The organism is Arachnia rubra, from assembly GCF_019973735.1.
GTDB classification, from domain to species: domain Bacteria; phylum Actinomycetota; class Actinomycetes; order Propionibacteriales; family Propionibacteriaceae; genus Arachnia; species Arachnia rubra.
The window spans coordinates 838,402-854,383 of the sequence record NZ_AP024463.1; the positions used below are offsets into that span (position 1 = coordinate 838,402).

Below are 15,982 nucleotides of genomic sequence, written 5' to 3' on the forward strand. Positions count from 1 at the left end.
TTTCCCTTCGCCTGGCGCCCGGCTGCTGGTGCGGGAAAGCCGCATTCTAGACCGAATTGTTGAACCATATTCCTAATGAAGGAACATTATGAATCCATTTGATGACACATCTGCTGATTTCCTGATCCTTGTTAATTTAGAGAATCAGCATTCCTTATGGCCTGTGTTCGCTGATATCCCGCATGGCTGGAGACAGGTTGCAGGTCCGCTCCCACACGGGGAGGCGATGGCCTGGGTCGATGAAAACTGGACTGATATGCGACCCGCCTCGCTCATAGCCGCGATGGATTAGGGCAGCTGGGCGCTGTTGCCCGGTCGTCTACGTCTTATTACCGTTTTATGAACTGCATCAGTGGATTGTGGGGGCGCCGTAATAATGCAGGTTCCCCTCCCTGGTGAGGTGGCTGTTGCGCTATCTCACGCCCGAAGGCCTCTTCCGGCTGAAGCGCCGGATCTTCTCTGTGGCTTTTCAGCACGCCGGTGACGACCAATCGGATCACCTGTCAGTCGTGTCTGAGACGTGCCCCACCTGCTGATCGGACCAATGCCTGAGGAAATGATCACCATGACCCTGACTCATTCATCCAGTGCCTCGCGGCGACTCGGTGTGGGTTCCGCTGCCGGGAGCCGCAAGGAATGCCTCAGCCGGGCTTCGAGGGAGTCGCTCGACTTCTGGCGTGAGGCGCTGGACGGCATTCCCGCCGCCATCGACCTACCGGCCACGCACCCCCGGGGTGCGGAACGCACCGGGCGGCGTGGACAAGTGCCCGTCGAGATCAGCGCCGACCTGCATTCCCGGCTCGATGCGCTCGCCCAGCGGGCCGGCACCTGCCTGTTCACGGTGCTCCAGGCCGGGCTCTGTGCCCTGCTGCACCGTCTCGGCGCCGGCGATGACATCCCGGTGGGCGTGATACCCCCTGGTGGCGATCCGGGCTCTTTGCGCGACGCGGTCGTCCTGCGTGCGGATCTCTCCGGCAATCCGGCTTTCGAAGAGCTGCTGCGCAGAGTGGGGGAGGCCGGCCAGGCCGCCTTCAGGCACCAGGAGGTCCTGCTTGACGCCGTCGTGGAGGAGCTTCAGCCCGCCCGGGTCCCGGGCTGCCACCCGCTCTTCCAGGTCGCACTGGCCCTGACGGCCGCCGGTGCTCTGGGCGCTGGTAGCAACGGATCCGTCTCCGCCACCCCCGCCGAGGCCGGTCCGCCTAGCGTCGACCTTGCCCTGACGTTCACAGAGCACCTCTCGGCAGGCGTCCCGGCCGGCCTGACCGGTGTCCTCGAGTTCGCCGCTGACCTGTGGACGGACACGGAGGCGGCCGCGATCGGCCGCCGGCTGGTGCGGCTGCTCGGCGACGTCGCCACCGATCCGGGGCTGCGGCTCTCGGACATGATCGTCCTGCTGCCTGAGGAGATGGCAACGGCACGCGAGTCCGGGCCTATGGGCCCTGCCCCCGCAACGCTCCCGGAGCTGTTCCGCGCCCAGGTGGCCAGCGGCCCGCGGCGCATAGCGGTGGAATGTGGTGACGAGTCGATCTCCTTCGTGGAGCTGGACCGCCTCTCGGACCGGTGGGCGGCGCTTCTCGCCGAGACCGGGATCGAGCCGGAGGACGTCGTGGCCTGCTGCCTGGAGCGATCGGTCCTGTCCATCGTGATGTTGCTCGCGGTGATGAAGGCCGGGGCCATCTGGCAGCCGATCGATCCCAGCTACCCGGATGGGCGGATCTCCTTCCTGGTGGCTGACTCCGGGGCCCGGCTCGTGGTGTGCGCGACCCAGGATGCTGGGCGCTTCACGGTGCCGGTCCTGCTCGTCGACGACGCGGACATCGAGCAGCGGCTCGTCGCCGCGCCGCCAGCCCCCAGCGTCTTGCAGGATGTCCGCCGCGGTGCCTACCTGATCCACACCTCCGGCTCCACCGGGCGGCCCAAGGGGGTGCTGGTCACACATGAGGGCCTGGCGGCCCTGGGAGCCGAACACCGGGAGCGCCTTGGTGTTGGGCCAGGCAGCGTCTCGCTCCAGTTCAGCTCACATAGTTTCGACGGATCAGTCTGCGAGATGACCCAGTGCCTGCTCGCGGGGGCGACCATGCTCATGGTGCCCGAGCGGGCCCGCTCCCTCGACGGTGACTTCCTCGAGCTCCTGTCGCGGGTCAGCCATGCGATCCTCACCCCGTCCACCGTGATGGCGATCGGGACGGAGCACCTCCCCGACGGGCTGGGACTCGTGGTGGCCGGCGAGGTCTTTAACCCGCAGCTCGCCAGTGAGGCCGCTGATCGGCTGCGTCTGTTCAACGGGTACGGGCCCACGGAGACCACGATCTACGTCACCCATCGCCGGGTCACTCCGGAGGACCAGGACCCGGTCCCGATCGGGCGGCCCTCTCTCGGGAAGGTGGTCTGCGTCCTCGACCAGTGGTTTCGCCCAGTTCCGGACGGCAGCGTCGGCGAGCTCTACGTAGGCGGGCCGTCCTTGGCCCGGGGCTACCTGGGACGTCCCGGAATGACCGCGTCCCGTTTCATCGCGGACCCCGCCGGAGGTGGCGGCCGGCTGTACCGCACAGGCGATCTCGTCCGCCGCGGAGCTGACGGTGAGCTGCGCTTCGTCGGACGTGCCGACGACCAGGTGGAGATCCGGGGCTTCCGCGTCGAACTGGATGAGGTCGTCTCGGCGCTGCTGGCGGTTCCCGGGGTGAGCGCGGCTGTCGCCCGGCCGCACCGCACCGCCGTGGGCGACAGCCTGCTGGCCTGGGTCACCCCGGCCAACATCGATCCCGGTGAGGTCCGCGCCGCTGTCTCCCGGCAGCTTCCCGCCTACATGGTGCCCTCCGCGATCATCCCGCTCGGCGAGTTCCCCCTAACGTCGAGCGGCAAAGTAGACGCCGCGGCCCTGCCCATTCGTGGCCTCACCCCAGCTGACCAGGACGGTCAGGCCCGCACGCCTGCCCAGGAACAGGTGTGCGCCGCCTTCGCGGAGGCCCTGGGGCTGCCGGACGTGGGTGTGGACGCCGACTTCTTCGCGTCGGGTGGGCATTCGCTGCTGGCGGCCAGGGTCGTCTCGCTACTGGGTGGTGCTGCCTCCGGGGTACGGCTGCGTGACGTCTTCGAGGCGCGTACGCCGCGCGAACTCGCGGGTCGGCTGCGTCACGACGAGGCCGCGCCGGTCCCCGTCCGCAGTGTGACGCGCGTCGAGCCCCGGCCCGCCCGGGTGCGGGCCTCGTTCGCGCAACAGCGGCTGTGGACGGTGAACCAGCTGGACGGCCCCTCAGCGGCCTACAACATTCCGCTGGCCGTCCGGGCAACCGGCCCGCTCGACGTGTCGGCCCTGGGTCTCGCGTTGCAGGACGTGGTCCGGCGCCATGAGGCATTGCGTACGGTGCTGGTGTCCGTCGACGGCGAACCACTGCAGGTGGTGCGTGACGTTCCCGTGGCCGAGATGCTCATGACGACCCTCGACGCGCGGTGGCTCCCGGCCCAGGAGCAGGAGGAACTCGTCCACCGCCAGGCTGCGCACGTCTTCGACCTGGAACACGACCTGCCGGTCCGGCTGTGGGTGATCAGAACCGACGGGGACCAGCACACCCTGCTGCTCGTGCTGCACCACGTCGCGGGTGATGGCGCCTCGATGATCCCGCTCCTGCGCGACCTCGGGGCCGCCTACGAGGCGCGCGCCGCCGGGGCCGCCCCGTCGTGGCAGCCCCTGCCCGTGCAGTACGCCGACTACTCCCTGTGGCAGGCCGCCCAGGTCGGGCAGGGGGAGCTCGATTCCCAGACCGAGTGGTGGCGCCAGTACCTCGCCGGCATCCCCGCCCAAGTCCCGCTGCCGGCGGACGGCCAGCGGGACCTGAGCGGTGGCCGGCCCGCCGGGACGCAGACCTGCCGGATCCCGGCTGATGTCCACGAGGGCCTCACACGGCTGGCGGCGGCGCACGACGCGTCGGTCTTCATGGTCTGCCATGCGGCCGTCGCCGCGCTGCTCAACCGGCTGGGGGCCGGCGATGACATCCCCCTCGGCCTGGTGAACGCCGGACGTGATGATGCCGCGCTCACGGAGCTGGTCGGGTTCTTCGTCAACACGCTCGTGGCGCGCCACGACCTATCCGGGGGGCCGACCCCCTCAGAGCTGGTGGCGGCCTCCCGGGAGGCTGTGATGGGGGCTCTGGAGCATGCGGCAGTGCCCTTCGACGCCGTGGTCGACGCGGTCGCGCCGTCTCGCACGCCAGGGGTGCACCCGCTGTTCCAGGTGATGGTGAACCACCTCGTCGAACAGGCGGGGGCGACAGCCAGGCTGAGGCTGCCCGGGGTGCGCATCGAGGACCTCCCGCTGGCCGCGACCAGCGCCAAGGTCGACCTCACCTTCAACATGGGCGAGCACCACGATGCCGGGGGGAGGCCGCAGGGGATCGACATCTCCCTGGACTATGCAGCGGACCTCTTCAGCGACTCCTCCGCCCGGACCTTGCTGCGCAGGTTCCTGCAGGTGCTGCGGTTCTTCGCCGAGCAGCCCGGATCCCCCATCGGTCGGGCCGACGTGCTCACCCCCGGGGAACACGCGGAGGCGACGTTGCGCGGGGGAGCCGCGCCGCAGCCGATGACCTTCCCTGAGCTGTTCGAACGGGCGGTGGACGCGCACCCGGACTCTCCGGCGATCCGGTTCGAGAACCAGGAGCTGACCTATCGCCAGCTCGACGAGCGAGCCAATCGCCTGGCCCACTGGCTCATCGCGCGCGGTGCCGGACCGGAGACCACCATCGGGGTGGCCGGTCACAAAAGGATCGAGACGGTGGCCGCCATCCTCGCCGTCGAGAAGGCCGGCGCGGCCTACGTCTCGATCGACCCCGCCTACCCGGATGATCGGATCCGGTACATGCTCGCCGACGCGGAGCCGCTGCTCGTGCTCACCCCGCTCGCCGGTGCCGGGAGGTTCGGGGAGCTGGCCGTGAGCTGGGACGATGAGCGCATCGCCGCCGAGATCGCGGCGATGCCAGCGAACCGCGTGACCGACGCCGACCGGATCGCGCCGCTGAATCCCCGGCACCCAAGCTATGTGATCTACACCTCCGGTTCGACCGGCAGACCGAAAGGGGTCGTGGTCACCCACAACGGCCTGGCCGCACTGGCCGCGGCCCAGTGGGAGCGCCTGGACCTCGGCCCCGGCGCCGGGGTGATGCAGTTCATGTCCCTCGGCTTCGACGCCTCGGTGCTGGAGCTGGCCCTCGGCCTGTTCACCGGCAGCGTGCTAGTCGTGGTCCCCGAGCGCCTGCGCAGCATGTCGGCTGAACTGGGGACGTACCTGGCCGAACACGGCGTCACTGTCGGCGCGTTGACGCCAACGGCCCTCGACGCCATGCCTCCCGGAGCCTTCCCGGACGGCATGACCCTGCTCTGCGGCGGCGAGCCGCTTCCCGTCAGCGTCGCGGAACGCTACACCCACCAGGGACACCGGGTCGACAACAAGTACGGGCCGACGGAGGCGACGGTCGACACGGCATGGCACAGCTTCCGGCAGGACACCGGGCAGATCGTCCCGATCGGCCGGGTGATCACGGGTGTGGAGGCCCGAGTCCTCGACCCCTGGCTGCAGCCGGTGCCCGATGGTGTTCCCGGGGAGCTCTACATCGCCGGCGTAGGCCTGGCGCGCGGCTATCTGCGCCATCCCGGCCTGACCGCGTCGAGGTTCGTGGCCGCCACCTGGGGCGAGCCCGGGGCGTTGATGTACCGCACGGGCGATGTCGTGGTACGCCGCCCCGACGGCGTGCTGGAGTTCGTGGGCCGCTCGGACCGCCAGGTGAAGGTGCGCGGTTTCCGGATCGAGCTGGGCGAGGTGGAGGCTGCGCTGCGATGCCTGCCCGGTGTGAGCTCGGCGGCCGCGCTGCTGTACCCCAAGACCGATGAGGACGTGCGTCTCGTCGGCTACGTGGCGACAAGCAGGCCCGCCGGCTTCGACGCCGCCAGAGCACGAGAGTCCCTGGCGCAGTTGTTGCCCGCCCACGAGGTGCCCGCGGCGATCGTCGCGCTGGAGGTCCTGCCCACCACCGTCAACGGCAAACTCGATGCCGGGTCGCTGCCCATTCCGGTGTGGGGAGGTGGCACCGGCCGGGTCGAACTTGAGGAGGGGGTCGAGACCTTCCTGGCGGAGCTGTGGGCCGAGGTCCTCGGTGAGACAGCGCTTCCGGGGGCGCTCGACAACTTTTTCGAGGTGGGAGGCAACTCGCTGCTGGCTGCGAAGATCACCGCGCGGGTCGCCGACCGGCTGGAGGTGGAGTTGCCGCTGCGCACCATCTTCGACAGGCCTGTGCTCCGTGACCAGGCCGCCGTCCTGGAGGAGATCCTCTTGGCTGACATCTAGCCCGCCCCTGCCCATCCTGCCGAAAGAATGAAGATGTCCATCATCGAAGAGTCTCCTGATATCAAAGAACGCAAGCGGGTGTTGCTCGCCCAGCGGCTCCGCAAGGCGAAGACCACACCGAGTGGACCCCAGCCCCGCCCCGAGGGAGCGGCGGTCTCGTTGACCCCGGCGCAGCGGGGACTGTGGGTGAAACAGCGCATGGACCCCGGATCCGCCGCCTATTCCGTGGGGTTCGGGTTGCGGTTGCGGGGCGTGCTCGCTGTAGGCGCGGTCGAGGTAGCCGTGCGGGCGGTCACTGAGCGGTACGACATCCTCAGTGCCGTCTTTCCCGCCGATCCCGGCGGAGAGCCCATCGTGGTGCTGCGACCGGGACTCGACCCGCACATCGAGCATCTCGACCTCTCGGCCGCGGCTGACCCGCGGGCTGCGGCCGAGGAGGCCTTCAGCGACCTGCTGGCGCGCCCGTTCGACCTTGAAATCGGGCCGGTCGCCCGGTGGCTGGTGGTCCGGCTCGGTGAGGACGACGCCGCCGTGATAGCAACGTTCCACCACATCGTGCTCGACGGCTGGTCGAACAGGCTGCTGCAGGACGACCTGAGACAGGCCCTGGACCAGGCGCAGCGAGGCGTACCAGTAGACCTCGGGCTGCGTCCGCTGCAGTATGAGGACATCGCCGTCTGGGAGAGCCAGCCGGAGCGCGTCGCGCTGCGTGAGCGTGGGGTGCGGACCTGGGCTGAGGTGCTCTCGGACCGGCAGAACCTGGAACTCGACATCGCCGCCTCGCGACCCGCGGTGGCCTCCAGCCGGGGCCGCACCCACAGGTTCCAGTTGCCGGTTTCCGTCATGGACCAGCTCAGGGCGCTCGCCGCGTCTCAGGGGGCGACGCTGTACATGGCGATGCTCGCCTTGTACCAGCTGCTCCTGGCCCGGCACAGCCAGCAGCGCCGGTTCGTCATCGGCACGGCCGTCGCCAACCGCGACCAGCTGGGGGCAGAGAAGATCGTCGGCACCTTCGTCAATATGGTGCCGATGCCCGCGACCCTCGACGGCGATCCCACGTTCCGTGACCTCCTGGGGCGCGCCAGGGCTGTGGCGGTCGACGCCTTCAGCAGGCAGCACGTCCCGTTCGACGACATCCTGCGCGAGCTGGATGTCACCCGCGACACCGGCATCTCGCCCATCTTCCAGGTCTCGCTGGCCGTCGACGAGCTGGGGTCGGCCGTGAGGGACCGGAACCAGCAGGTGACCGGTCTCCGGCTGGAGGAGCTGGGGGTTGAGTCGTCGGTGACCCACTACGACCTGGGTCTCCACCTCCGCGCGCACGACGGCGGCTACGCCGCCTCCCTGACCTACCGGACCGACCTGCTGACACAGCAGGCGGTGGAGGCCCTGGCAGGGCGGCTGGAGAGGTTGCTGGCCTCTGTGGTCGCCGCCCCGGATGCCCCCGTCAGGACACATGACCTATTCACCAGCAAGGAGCGCGGGCTACTGGGATCGTGGTCGCTCGGCGCAGTCGGGACGGGGGAGCCCGACTCGACCCTGGTGGACATCACCGCCCAGTTCGCCTCGCGGTCCCCCGGCTCACCGGCAGTCGTCGACGGTGACAGGAGCATCACGTCGGCGGAGCTGCACCGGTGCGCCGACGACCTGGCCTTCAGGCTTAGTGGCCTGGGAGTCGGCCCCGAGACGCGGGTCGCCGTGGCCCTGAGCGACTCGATCGAGGCCGCCTGCGTCATCCTCGGGGTGCTGCGGGCCGGCGGCGCCTACCTGCCCCTGGACCCGTCCCTGCCCAGGGACCGCCTGGAGTTCATCCTGGCCGACTCCCGCAGCGTGCTGTGCATCCACGACGACTCCCTCGACGTCGGCGGGGTGCGGTCCATGCCGTATGCCGCCCTGGCCGACTCGAAGCCGGCGATGGCCGTCACGAAACCCGGCCCGGACAATCTCGCCTACGTCATCTACACCTCCGGGACCACGGGCAGGCCGAAGGGCGTCGAGGTGACACACCGGGAGATCTCCCGCTATCTGCGGGACATATCACGTGAGCTGGAGATTGTGCCCGGCGCCAGCTATGCACTGCTGCAGTCGCTGGCCTTCGACTTCAGCCTCCTGATGTTCTACCTTCCCCTGGTCAATGGCGGGACACTGCACGTCACCGACGGCCGGATCACCGGGGATCAGCTGGCGGGATTCCTGGAACGCCACCGCGTCGACTATCTCAAGATGACCCCCTCCCACCTGGCGGCGATGACCTCCGAGGTGGGGGTCGAACGGGTCCTGCCCCGCCGGGGGCTCGTGCTGGCGGGCGAGGGCTCCCCATCCGACTGGGCATCCGAGGTCGCCTCCCGCGCGGGCTGTCGGATCGTCAACTCCTATGGGCCGACGGAGACGGTTGTCGCCTGCTCCGTGGCCCCGGTCGTGGCTGATGAGGCCGTGCTGGAGCCGGTGTGGCCGGTCGGCAGGCCCCTGCCCGGGGTGCGTTGCTACGTCCTCGACGAGGCGTTGCGGCCGGTGCTGCCCGGCGTACGTGGCGAACTGTACGTTGCCGGGCGTCTCGCCCGCGGCTACCTCTCACGCCCGGGGCTGACCTCGGCGCGGTTCACAGCTGACCCCTTCCACGGCGTCGGCGAGCGCATGTACCGCACCGGGGACGTGGTCTCGTGGCGTCCGGACGGGTCCTTGGCCTTCCATGGCCGCACCGATGACCAGATCAAGATCCGCGGCTACCGCGTGGAGCTCGGCGAGGTCGAGGCGGCGCTGGAGCGGGTGGACGGTGTGGCCCAGTGCGTCGTGGACCTGCGCGGCGAGGCCGGCAGGGAGCATCTGGTCGGCTGGATCCGGTGGGAGGCCGGCGCGGACCCGCTGCCCGACTCCGAGCTGCGGGCTGAACTAGGCAGGGAGCTGCCCGAGTACATGGTGCCGCGCGTCTACGCGGCCGTTAGCCAGTTCCCCATGAAGGGGCATGGCAAGATCGACCGCCGGGCCCTGGCAGAGCCCGATCGCGCCCCGGCCGCCGGGCACGTCGCGCCGCGGAACCCCACGGAGCAGATCATCGCGGATGTCTTCTCCCAGCTGCTGGAGGTCGATTCCCCCAGCATCGTCGCCGACTTCTTCGACCTGGGTGGCGACTCGCTGATGGCCACGAAGGTTGCTGCCCGCATGAAGCCGCTCCTCGGCGAGGGGGCATCGGTCGGGGTCATGGACGTCATCGCGCATCCGACGATCGAGGGGCTCGCGGCGCTGGTGATGGAGCGGCTCGCCTCCGGGCGTGGGGACTGCGTCCTGTACGAGCTCACGCCTCCCACCGACCCGGCGGCCAGGACGATGTCCATCGTCGCGGTGCCCTACGGCGGGGCCAACGCCAGCGTCTACTCCGACCTGGCCAAGGCCCTCCCAGCATCGGTGTCGCTCTACTCCGTCGAGCCGCCCGGGCATGACCCGATGCTCGCAGACCAGGAAGTGCTGCCTGTGACGCAGCTGGCGGCGAAGGTCGCCGACGAGATTGTGGAGCGCGTCGAGGGGCCCCTGGTGCTGTACGGGCACTGCGTCCCCGGAAGTGCCGTCACCACGGCGGTGGCTGAGGAGCTGACGCGGCGGGGCCGTGAGATCGCGGCGGTCTACCTCGGTGGTGCCTTCCCGACCGCGCGTCCCACGGGCAGGGTCATGTCGGCCCTGGCGCGGCTGGCCGCCCGCGACCGGCTCACCGGCGACCGCAACCTCGCGAACTGGCTGGCGGGCATGGGAGCGGACCTGGCCCGCATGGATGCCGGCCATGCCGCGCACATGGTCAAGGCGATGCGTCAGGACGGCCGCTACGCCGAGGACTATTTCACCGAGATGTACGAGCGGGGACCGGTGCGTTTCGACGCCCCCGTTATCAGCGTTATCGGGGAGTCCGACCAGGCGACGCGGTTCTGGGAGGAGCGCAGCAATGAGTGGATGGTCTATACCGACCGGGTTGCGTCGGTGCTGATCCAGGATGCTGGCCACTACTTCCTCAACTACCGTGCTGACGAGCTGGCTGAGATCATCACGACGACCCACCTGCGGATGCGAGAGGGTGCCGAGTCCCAGATGACGCGCCAGGAACGCGGCGTGGACGCCACGTGGTGGCTTCACGACAGCCGCGAGAGCGCAGAGACGGTCAGGCCGGGCCGCCAGCCGCGTACGCACTCGCTGCTCAGCGGCCGCATCGACTCCGATCGCGCTCTTCCCGGACTCGGCAAGTTCGGTCTGATCGCCTTCGGGCAGATGCTCTCGTTCACCGGTTCGACACTGACCGGGTTCGCTCTTCCGCTCTGGGTGTACACGCAGACCGGCGACCTGCTGCTGTTCGGCCTGACCGGGGTCCTCAGCGCGCTGCCGAACATCATCGTCTCGCCGTTTGCCGGCGCCATCGTCGACCGGTTCGACCGCCGCAAGCTGATGATCGGTGCGGACTGCGCCTGCATGGCGATGCTGTCGGTCCTTCTGCTGCTGGTGTTCAGCGGGCAGATGCAGCTGTGGAACATGATGCTGGTCTTCGGGCTGGTGGCGTGTGCCGTCACCTTCCAACGCGTGGCGTTCCAGTCCGCCGTCCCGCAGATCGTCCCCAAGCGCTACCTGGGACACGCGAACGGGATGATGCAGTCGGCGATCGGCGCCGCGAACTTCATCGCTCCGCTGTTCGGGGTGGCTCTGCTCGCGTTCTTCGGGTTGCAGGGGATCCTGCTATTCGACATCGTCTCCTATGTCTTCGCCATAGGCATCGTCCTGGCTATCAGGTTCCCGGCGGCCACGCCGGATGTCAACGAGTCCCTGTGGGACGAGGTGTGCGGCGGTTTCCGGTTCTCCATGCGGAACAGGTCCTTCAGGGCCATGCTGGTCTATTTCGCCATGATCAATCTCTTCCTAACCCCGATCCTTTCGCTGGTGAATCCGATGGTGCTGAGCTTCGCCACCCTGCAGGAGGTTGGGATTGCGGCCGGGGTGGCAGGAGCCGGTGGTGTCCTGGGCGGCCTGGTCATGAGCATCTGGGGTGGGCCTCGCGTCAGGCGGATGGACACCATCCGCTGGTTGACGGTCGTCATGGGCTGCTGCGCGCTCGTCGCGGCGTGGCGGCCCAACCTGGTCCTGATCTGTGCCGGGACCTTCATGATCTCCGCGAGCATCATCCTGGGCAACGGGATCGTCATGACGATCATCCAGACCAAGGTGCCCGCCCGGATGCAGGGGCGGGTCATAGCCATCGACACGATGATCTCGACTGTGACCGCTCCGATCGGCTTCGGGGTGCTCGCCCCCCAGGGAACCGCTTTGATGGAGTGGCTGATGCGGGAGTTCCCCACCTTCGAGTCCGTGACCCATGCCGTCCTCGGTGAGGGTGGGGGACGCGCTATCGCCCTGGTGTACGTGCTGTGCGGTCTCGTCTCGATTCTGCTGGTGCTGGTGACGCTGCGGTGGCGGACGCTGACCCATTTCGACGACGACGTGCCCGATGCGCGGCCGGACGACCTGATTGGTCTGGCGCAGACCCGGGCGCGGCGTGACGGGGGCCGTAGCGTTGTGCGCCAGCTGGAGGAGTCGGGCGATCTGGACCTCGAGGCCCAGCTGAGCCATTGACAAACTGGAGGGTCAGCTGAGTCGTTGGCAAAAGTGCATTGACCTCTGCTATAACGTTGAGGCATGCATGAGATCGCACGATGAATGAGCTGCTGCGGCGTAACGACGGTCTGGCCGCTGACGGCCCACTGAGGCCGGCCGGCGGCTCGCCCTGGAGGGTTGTCGGTTTCGCTGGGTTGAGGCTTGCCGGGATCTTCCTGGGCATACCGGTGGGCACAGCCCTGCTGTCGCTGCTGGCCATGCCTTTCCTGGGTACGCGCAGGGTGGTCTTCGCCATGAATTCGGCGGGCGGCGTCTTCACGCTTCTCTCCTCAGTGGTGGTCTACCTCCTGCTGGTGATCCTCCTGGAGGGCCGCCGGAGACCCTACGAGCTCGCGTTGCGCCGGAGCTGGGGGTTGCTGGCCGGCCTGGGGATGGGCGCCGCCCTGCTGCTGGTGTGCTATGCCGTGGTGGCCTTGCCCGGGGGATACCAGATCGGCGTGGTCTCCCACATCCAGTACGGGGAGCTGATCAGAAAGGTCTTTGCCGCGGGTATCATCGCCGGTGTCTCGGAGGAGCTGATCTACCGGGGCGGGCTGTACCGTTGCATCGAGGATGTCCTCGGGACGTGGGGCGGGATCCTCGTCTCGGGCCTGGCCTTCGGCCTGGTGCATCTCCGCAATCCGAACGGGAGCCTGTGGGCCGCTGCCGCCATCGCGCTGGAGGCCGGGCTGCTGTTCGGTGTCCTGTATGCGCTGACCCGCTCGCTGTGGGTGTGTATCGGCTTCCACGCGGCATGGAACATCACGCAGGGACCGCTGATGGGGGTGCCGATCTCCGGCACCAGCGCCGGTCCCTCTGTGCTGCAGACGACGACGACCGGCCCGGACTGGCTGACCGGTGGCTCCTTCGGGCTCGAGGCCAGCGTGACCACGGTGCTTCTTCTCACCCTGCTGTCGGTGGTCCTCGGGGTGCGCCTGGCGCGCCACGGCCCCGTCGTCAAACCCCTCTGGAAGCGCCGGGCCGGGCGGCCAAGGTCCGTGAGCTGAGGCGTGGAATCATGGCCTCATGCCAGATACACCCGATTCCCCAGATACACCTGATCCCACTGCGCTCAGGCCGCGACGCATCGTCGTCGGGGTGGCAGGCTCCATCGCGGCATACAAGGCGCCTTTCGTCATCCGCGCGCTGCGGGACGCCGGACATGAGGTCAAGGTGGTGCCCACCGAGGCGGCGCTGCGGTTCATCGGCGCGCCCGCCCTGGCGGCGGTCTCCGGGGCACCGGTCTCCTCTGGGGTGTTCGACGACCCGGCGGCTGTCGAGCATGTGGCGACGGGGGAGTGGGCCGAACTGGTCGTGGTCGCCCCAGCCTCGGCGGACCTGCTGGCCCGGGTCGCCGCTGGCCGGGCCGACGACCTGCTCACCGCGACGATCCTGACCACCACGGCCCCGGTCCTGCTCGCGCCGGCCATGCATCCCCAGATGTGGCTGAACCCGGCCACGCAGGAGAACGTGGCCACGTTGCGGCGCCGGGGATTGACGGTGCTGTCACCTGATTCGGGACGCCTGACCGGCCAGGATTCCGGGGTGGGCCGGCTGCCCGATCCCGACCGGATCGTCACGGAGGCCTTGGCTGTGCTGGAGTCCGCCGACGCCGAGGGCCTGCCCACCGGACTGGAGGGTAGGCGCGTGGTGGTCTCGGCGGGTGGCACCCGTGAGCCCATCGACCCCGTCCGTTTCCTCGGCAATCGCTCCTCCGGCCGGCAGGGCTGTGCCATAGCGCGGGCCGTTGCGGCCCGCGGCGCTCGCGTTTCTCTCGTGTCGGCACACGTGGAGCCTGGTCTCCTGACCCAGCTGCCGCAGGCCATCGAGGTGGTGCCGGTGAACACGGCCCTGGAGCTAAACGATGTCGTGCGGCACCTGTGCACCGACGCCGATGCCGTGTTCATGGCCGCTGCGGTCGCCGACTACCGGCCCGCCGCCGTGGCCACCACCAAGATCAAGAAGCACAGCCTGGACAACGGGGACGATGGGCTGGACGACGAGACAGGCATCGTTCCGGCGCCGGTGATCAGCCTGGTGGAGAACCCCGACATTCTCGCGGGGCTGGTCTCCGACCCGCCCCGGAGCGATGGTGGCCGGACCGTCGTGGTCGGTTTCGCGGCGGAGACGGGCGACGAGGACGGGGACGTCCTCAGCCACGGGGTCGCGAAGGCCTGGCGCAAGGGGGCCGACCTGCTGGCGGTCAACGCCGTCGGCCCGGCCCTCGGATTCGGTGACGTGCCCAACGCCGTGGTCGTCCTGGATGCCCAGGGCCGTGAGGTGGCCCGGGCCTCGGGCAGCAAGGACGAGGTGGCCCGGGCGCTGGCCGATCTCGTCGCCGAGCGCCTCAAGTCCGCCTGAGAAGGGGTTACGGCCCGGTAGGTAGCGGCACATGGCTGGTCTGCCTGCCAGGATCTGCTGGCTACCGGATCGCAGGTCTGCCTATGTGAAGCGCATCTCCAGCCGAACTTCCCACTTATCTTTTCAGGGTGTTATGTTAAGTGGGAAGTTGAGAGGGAGCTATGGACGAACAGAGCCTTCAAGAACTCGTGGAACGGCTCCGTCTTGTGGGGACGGACCAGCAGCAAGTGGAGGTGAAGAGTGCCGTCGGCAAATCGGTGCTGGAGACCCTCAGTGCCTTCTCCAACGGTGCGGGTGGCATCGTCTTGATCGGGTTGGCCGAACGGGAGGGTTTCTCTCCGGTGCCGGGTTTCGATGCTGTTGCCCAGCGAGACGCGTTGCTTTCGCGATGCGCCGAGATGACACCCACGGTGCGGCCCGACGTCCTGCTGATGCCCTTCGAGGGGAATGTCGTGCTGGTGGCGACGGTGCCCGAGATGCTGCCGCGTGACAAACCCTGCTACGTGACTGCGAGGGGACGCTACCAGGGCAGCTATCTAAGGACCGGCGACGGTGATGTGAAGCTGCAGCACTACGAGATCGATCGGCTGGTTGAGGAGCATGCCCAGCCGGTGTGGGACGAGGAACCCATTCCTGCAGCCCGGCTGGAGGATCTGAACACAGAGGCACTCGCCTCCTACTGTGCGGGTCAGCGTCAGGACCGTCCCCGGACCTTCGTGCAGGGCGATGAGGTGGCCCTGCGGCGGCTCAGGATTATGCGCGATGCCCACCCCACCCTCGCGGCTCTTCTCGCGCTGGGTGAATATCCCCAGGAGTTCTTCCCGCGGCTCACCATCACTTTCGCGGTTTTCCCCGGAGCTACGAAGGGCGAGATTGGGACAGGGACGCGGCTGCTGGACAGCGCCACACTCAACGGGTCAATTCCAGAGCTCGTCGAGGAAGGGGTCTCACTAGTCAGGAAGAACATGCGTCAGGGAGCTCTCCTTGATGAGGTCTACCGCCGCGAACTGCCTGACTATCCATTGGTGGCAGTGCGAGAGGCCCTGGTTAATGCGCTCATGCACCGGGACTATTCGCCGATGGCGCGCGGCACCCAGGTGCAGCTCAACATGTATGTGGACCGGTTGGAGGTGGTCAGCCCAGGAGGGCTGTATGGGGCGGTGACCCTGCGCACGCTGGGGACGGCTGGGGTCAGCTCGACCCGCAACCAGCGCCTTGCCACGCTGCTGGAGCATGTGCGGTTCCCAGGCGGCGGGTTCGTCGCTGAGAACCGGGGCACTGGTTTTGCCGTGATTGCGGCGGAACTGGAGAAAGCCCTGATGCCCCCAGCCGAGGTCCGCGATGATCTGGTCAGCTTCACCATCATCTTCCGCCGGCGCCGGATGGTCCAGGGCAAGCAACGGAGCACGGCTCGATCAGGTATCGAGAGGGCTCTGCGGGAGAGGACGTCGGCGACGACGACGGAGCTGATGGAGGCGACGGGTTTTAGCCGCACCGCCGTCCAGAAGGCTCTCAATCAGCTCGTTGCCGAGGGGGTCATCGAGGCCCTGGAACCCCCGAGGAGTCCGCGCCGCCGCTACCGGGTCGGTAGGCAGTGATTCAGGGCAATTCAATCTGATCTGACGGTCACGGCCCGGTAGGTGCGGCACATGGCTGGTCTGC

6 protein-coding genes are annotated in these 15,982 nt (G+C 68.5%); all 6 read left to right on the forward strand.

The window, feature by feature from the left end:
- Window positions 1–88: 88 nt before the first annotated feature.
- Window positions 89–292 carry an MbtH family protein gene (locus SK1NUM_RS03705; RefSeq protein WP_212325503.1) on the forward strand — a complete coding sequence of 68 codons (204 nt, stop codon included), beginning with the start codon at window positions 89–91 and terminating at the stop codon, window positions 290–292.
- Between the two features lie 273 nt (window positions 293–565).
- Window positions 566–6,337 (forward strand): non-ribosomal peptide synthetase, encoded by a 5,772-nt coding sequence (locus SK1NUM_RS03710; RefSeq protein ID WP_223927783.1) that lies wholly within the window; start codon window positions 566–568, stop codon window positions 6,335–6,337.
- A 33-nt stretch (window positions 6,338–6,370) separates the two neighbouring features.
- A complete protein-coding gene (locus SK1NUM_RS03715) occupies window positions 6,371–11,938 on the forward strand; it encodes a non-ribosomal peptide synthetase/MFS transporter (RefSeq protein WP_212325507.1) in 5,568 nt (1,855 codons plus the stop codon).
- Between the two features lie 80 nt (window positions 11,939–12,018).
- Window positions 12,019–12,966 (forward strand): CPBP family intramembrane glutamic endopeptidase, encoded by a 948-nt coding sequence (locus SK1NUM_RS03720; RefSeq protein ID WP_212325509.1) that lies wholly within the window; start codon window positions 12,019–12,021, stop codon window positions 12,964–12,966.
- 19 nt (window positions 12,967–12,985) lie between these two features.
- A complete protein-coding gene (coaBC, locus tag SK1NUM_RS03725; protein ID WP_212325511.1) occupies window positions 12,986–14,320 on the forward strand; it encodes a bifunctional phosphopantothenoylcysteine decarboxylase/phosphopantothenate--cysteine ligase CoaBC in 1,335 nt (444 codons plus the stop codon).
- A 161-nt stretch (window positions 14,321–14,481) separates the two neighbouring features.
- The gene (locus tag SK1NUM_RS03730; RefSeq protein WP_212325513.1) at window positions 14,482–15,918 is read left to right on the forward strand and encodes an ATP-binding protein; all 1,437 of its coding nucleotides are present in this window, start codon (window positions 14,482–14,484) and stop codon (window positions 15,916–15,918) included.
- The last annotated feature ends 64 nt before the right edge of the window (window positions 15,919–15,982 follow it).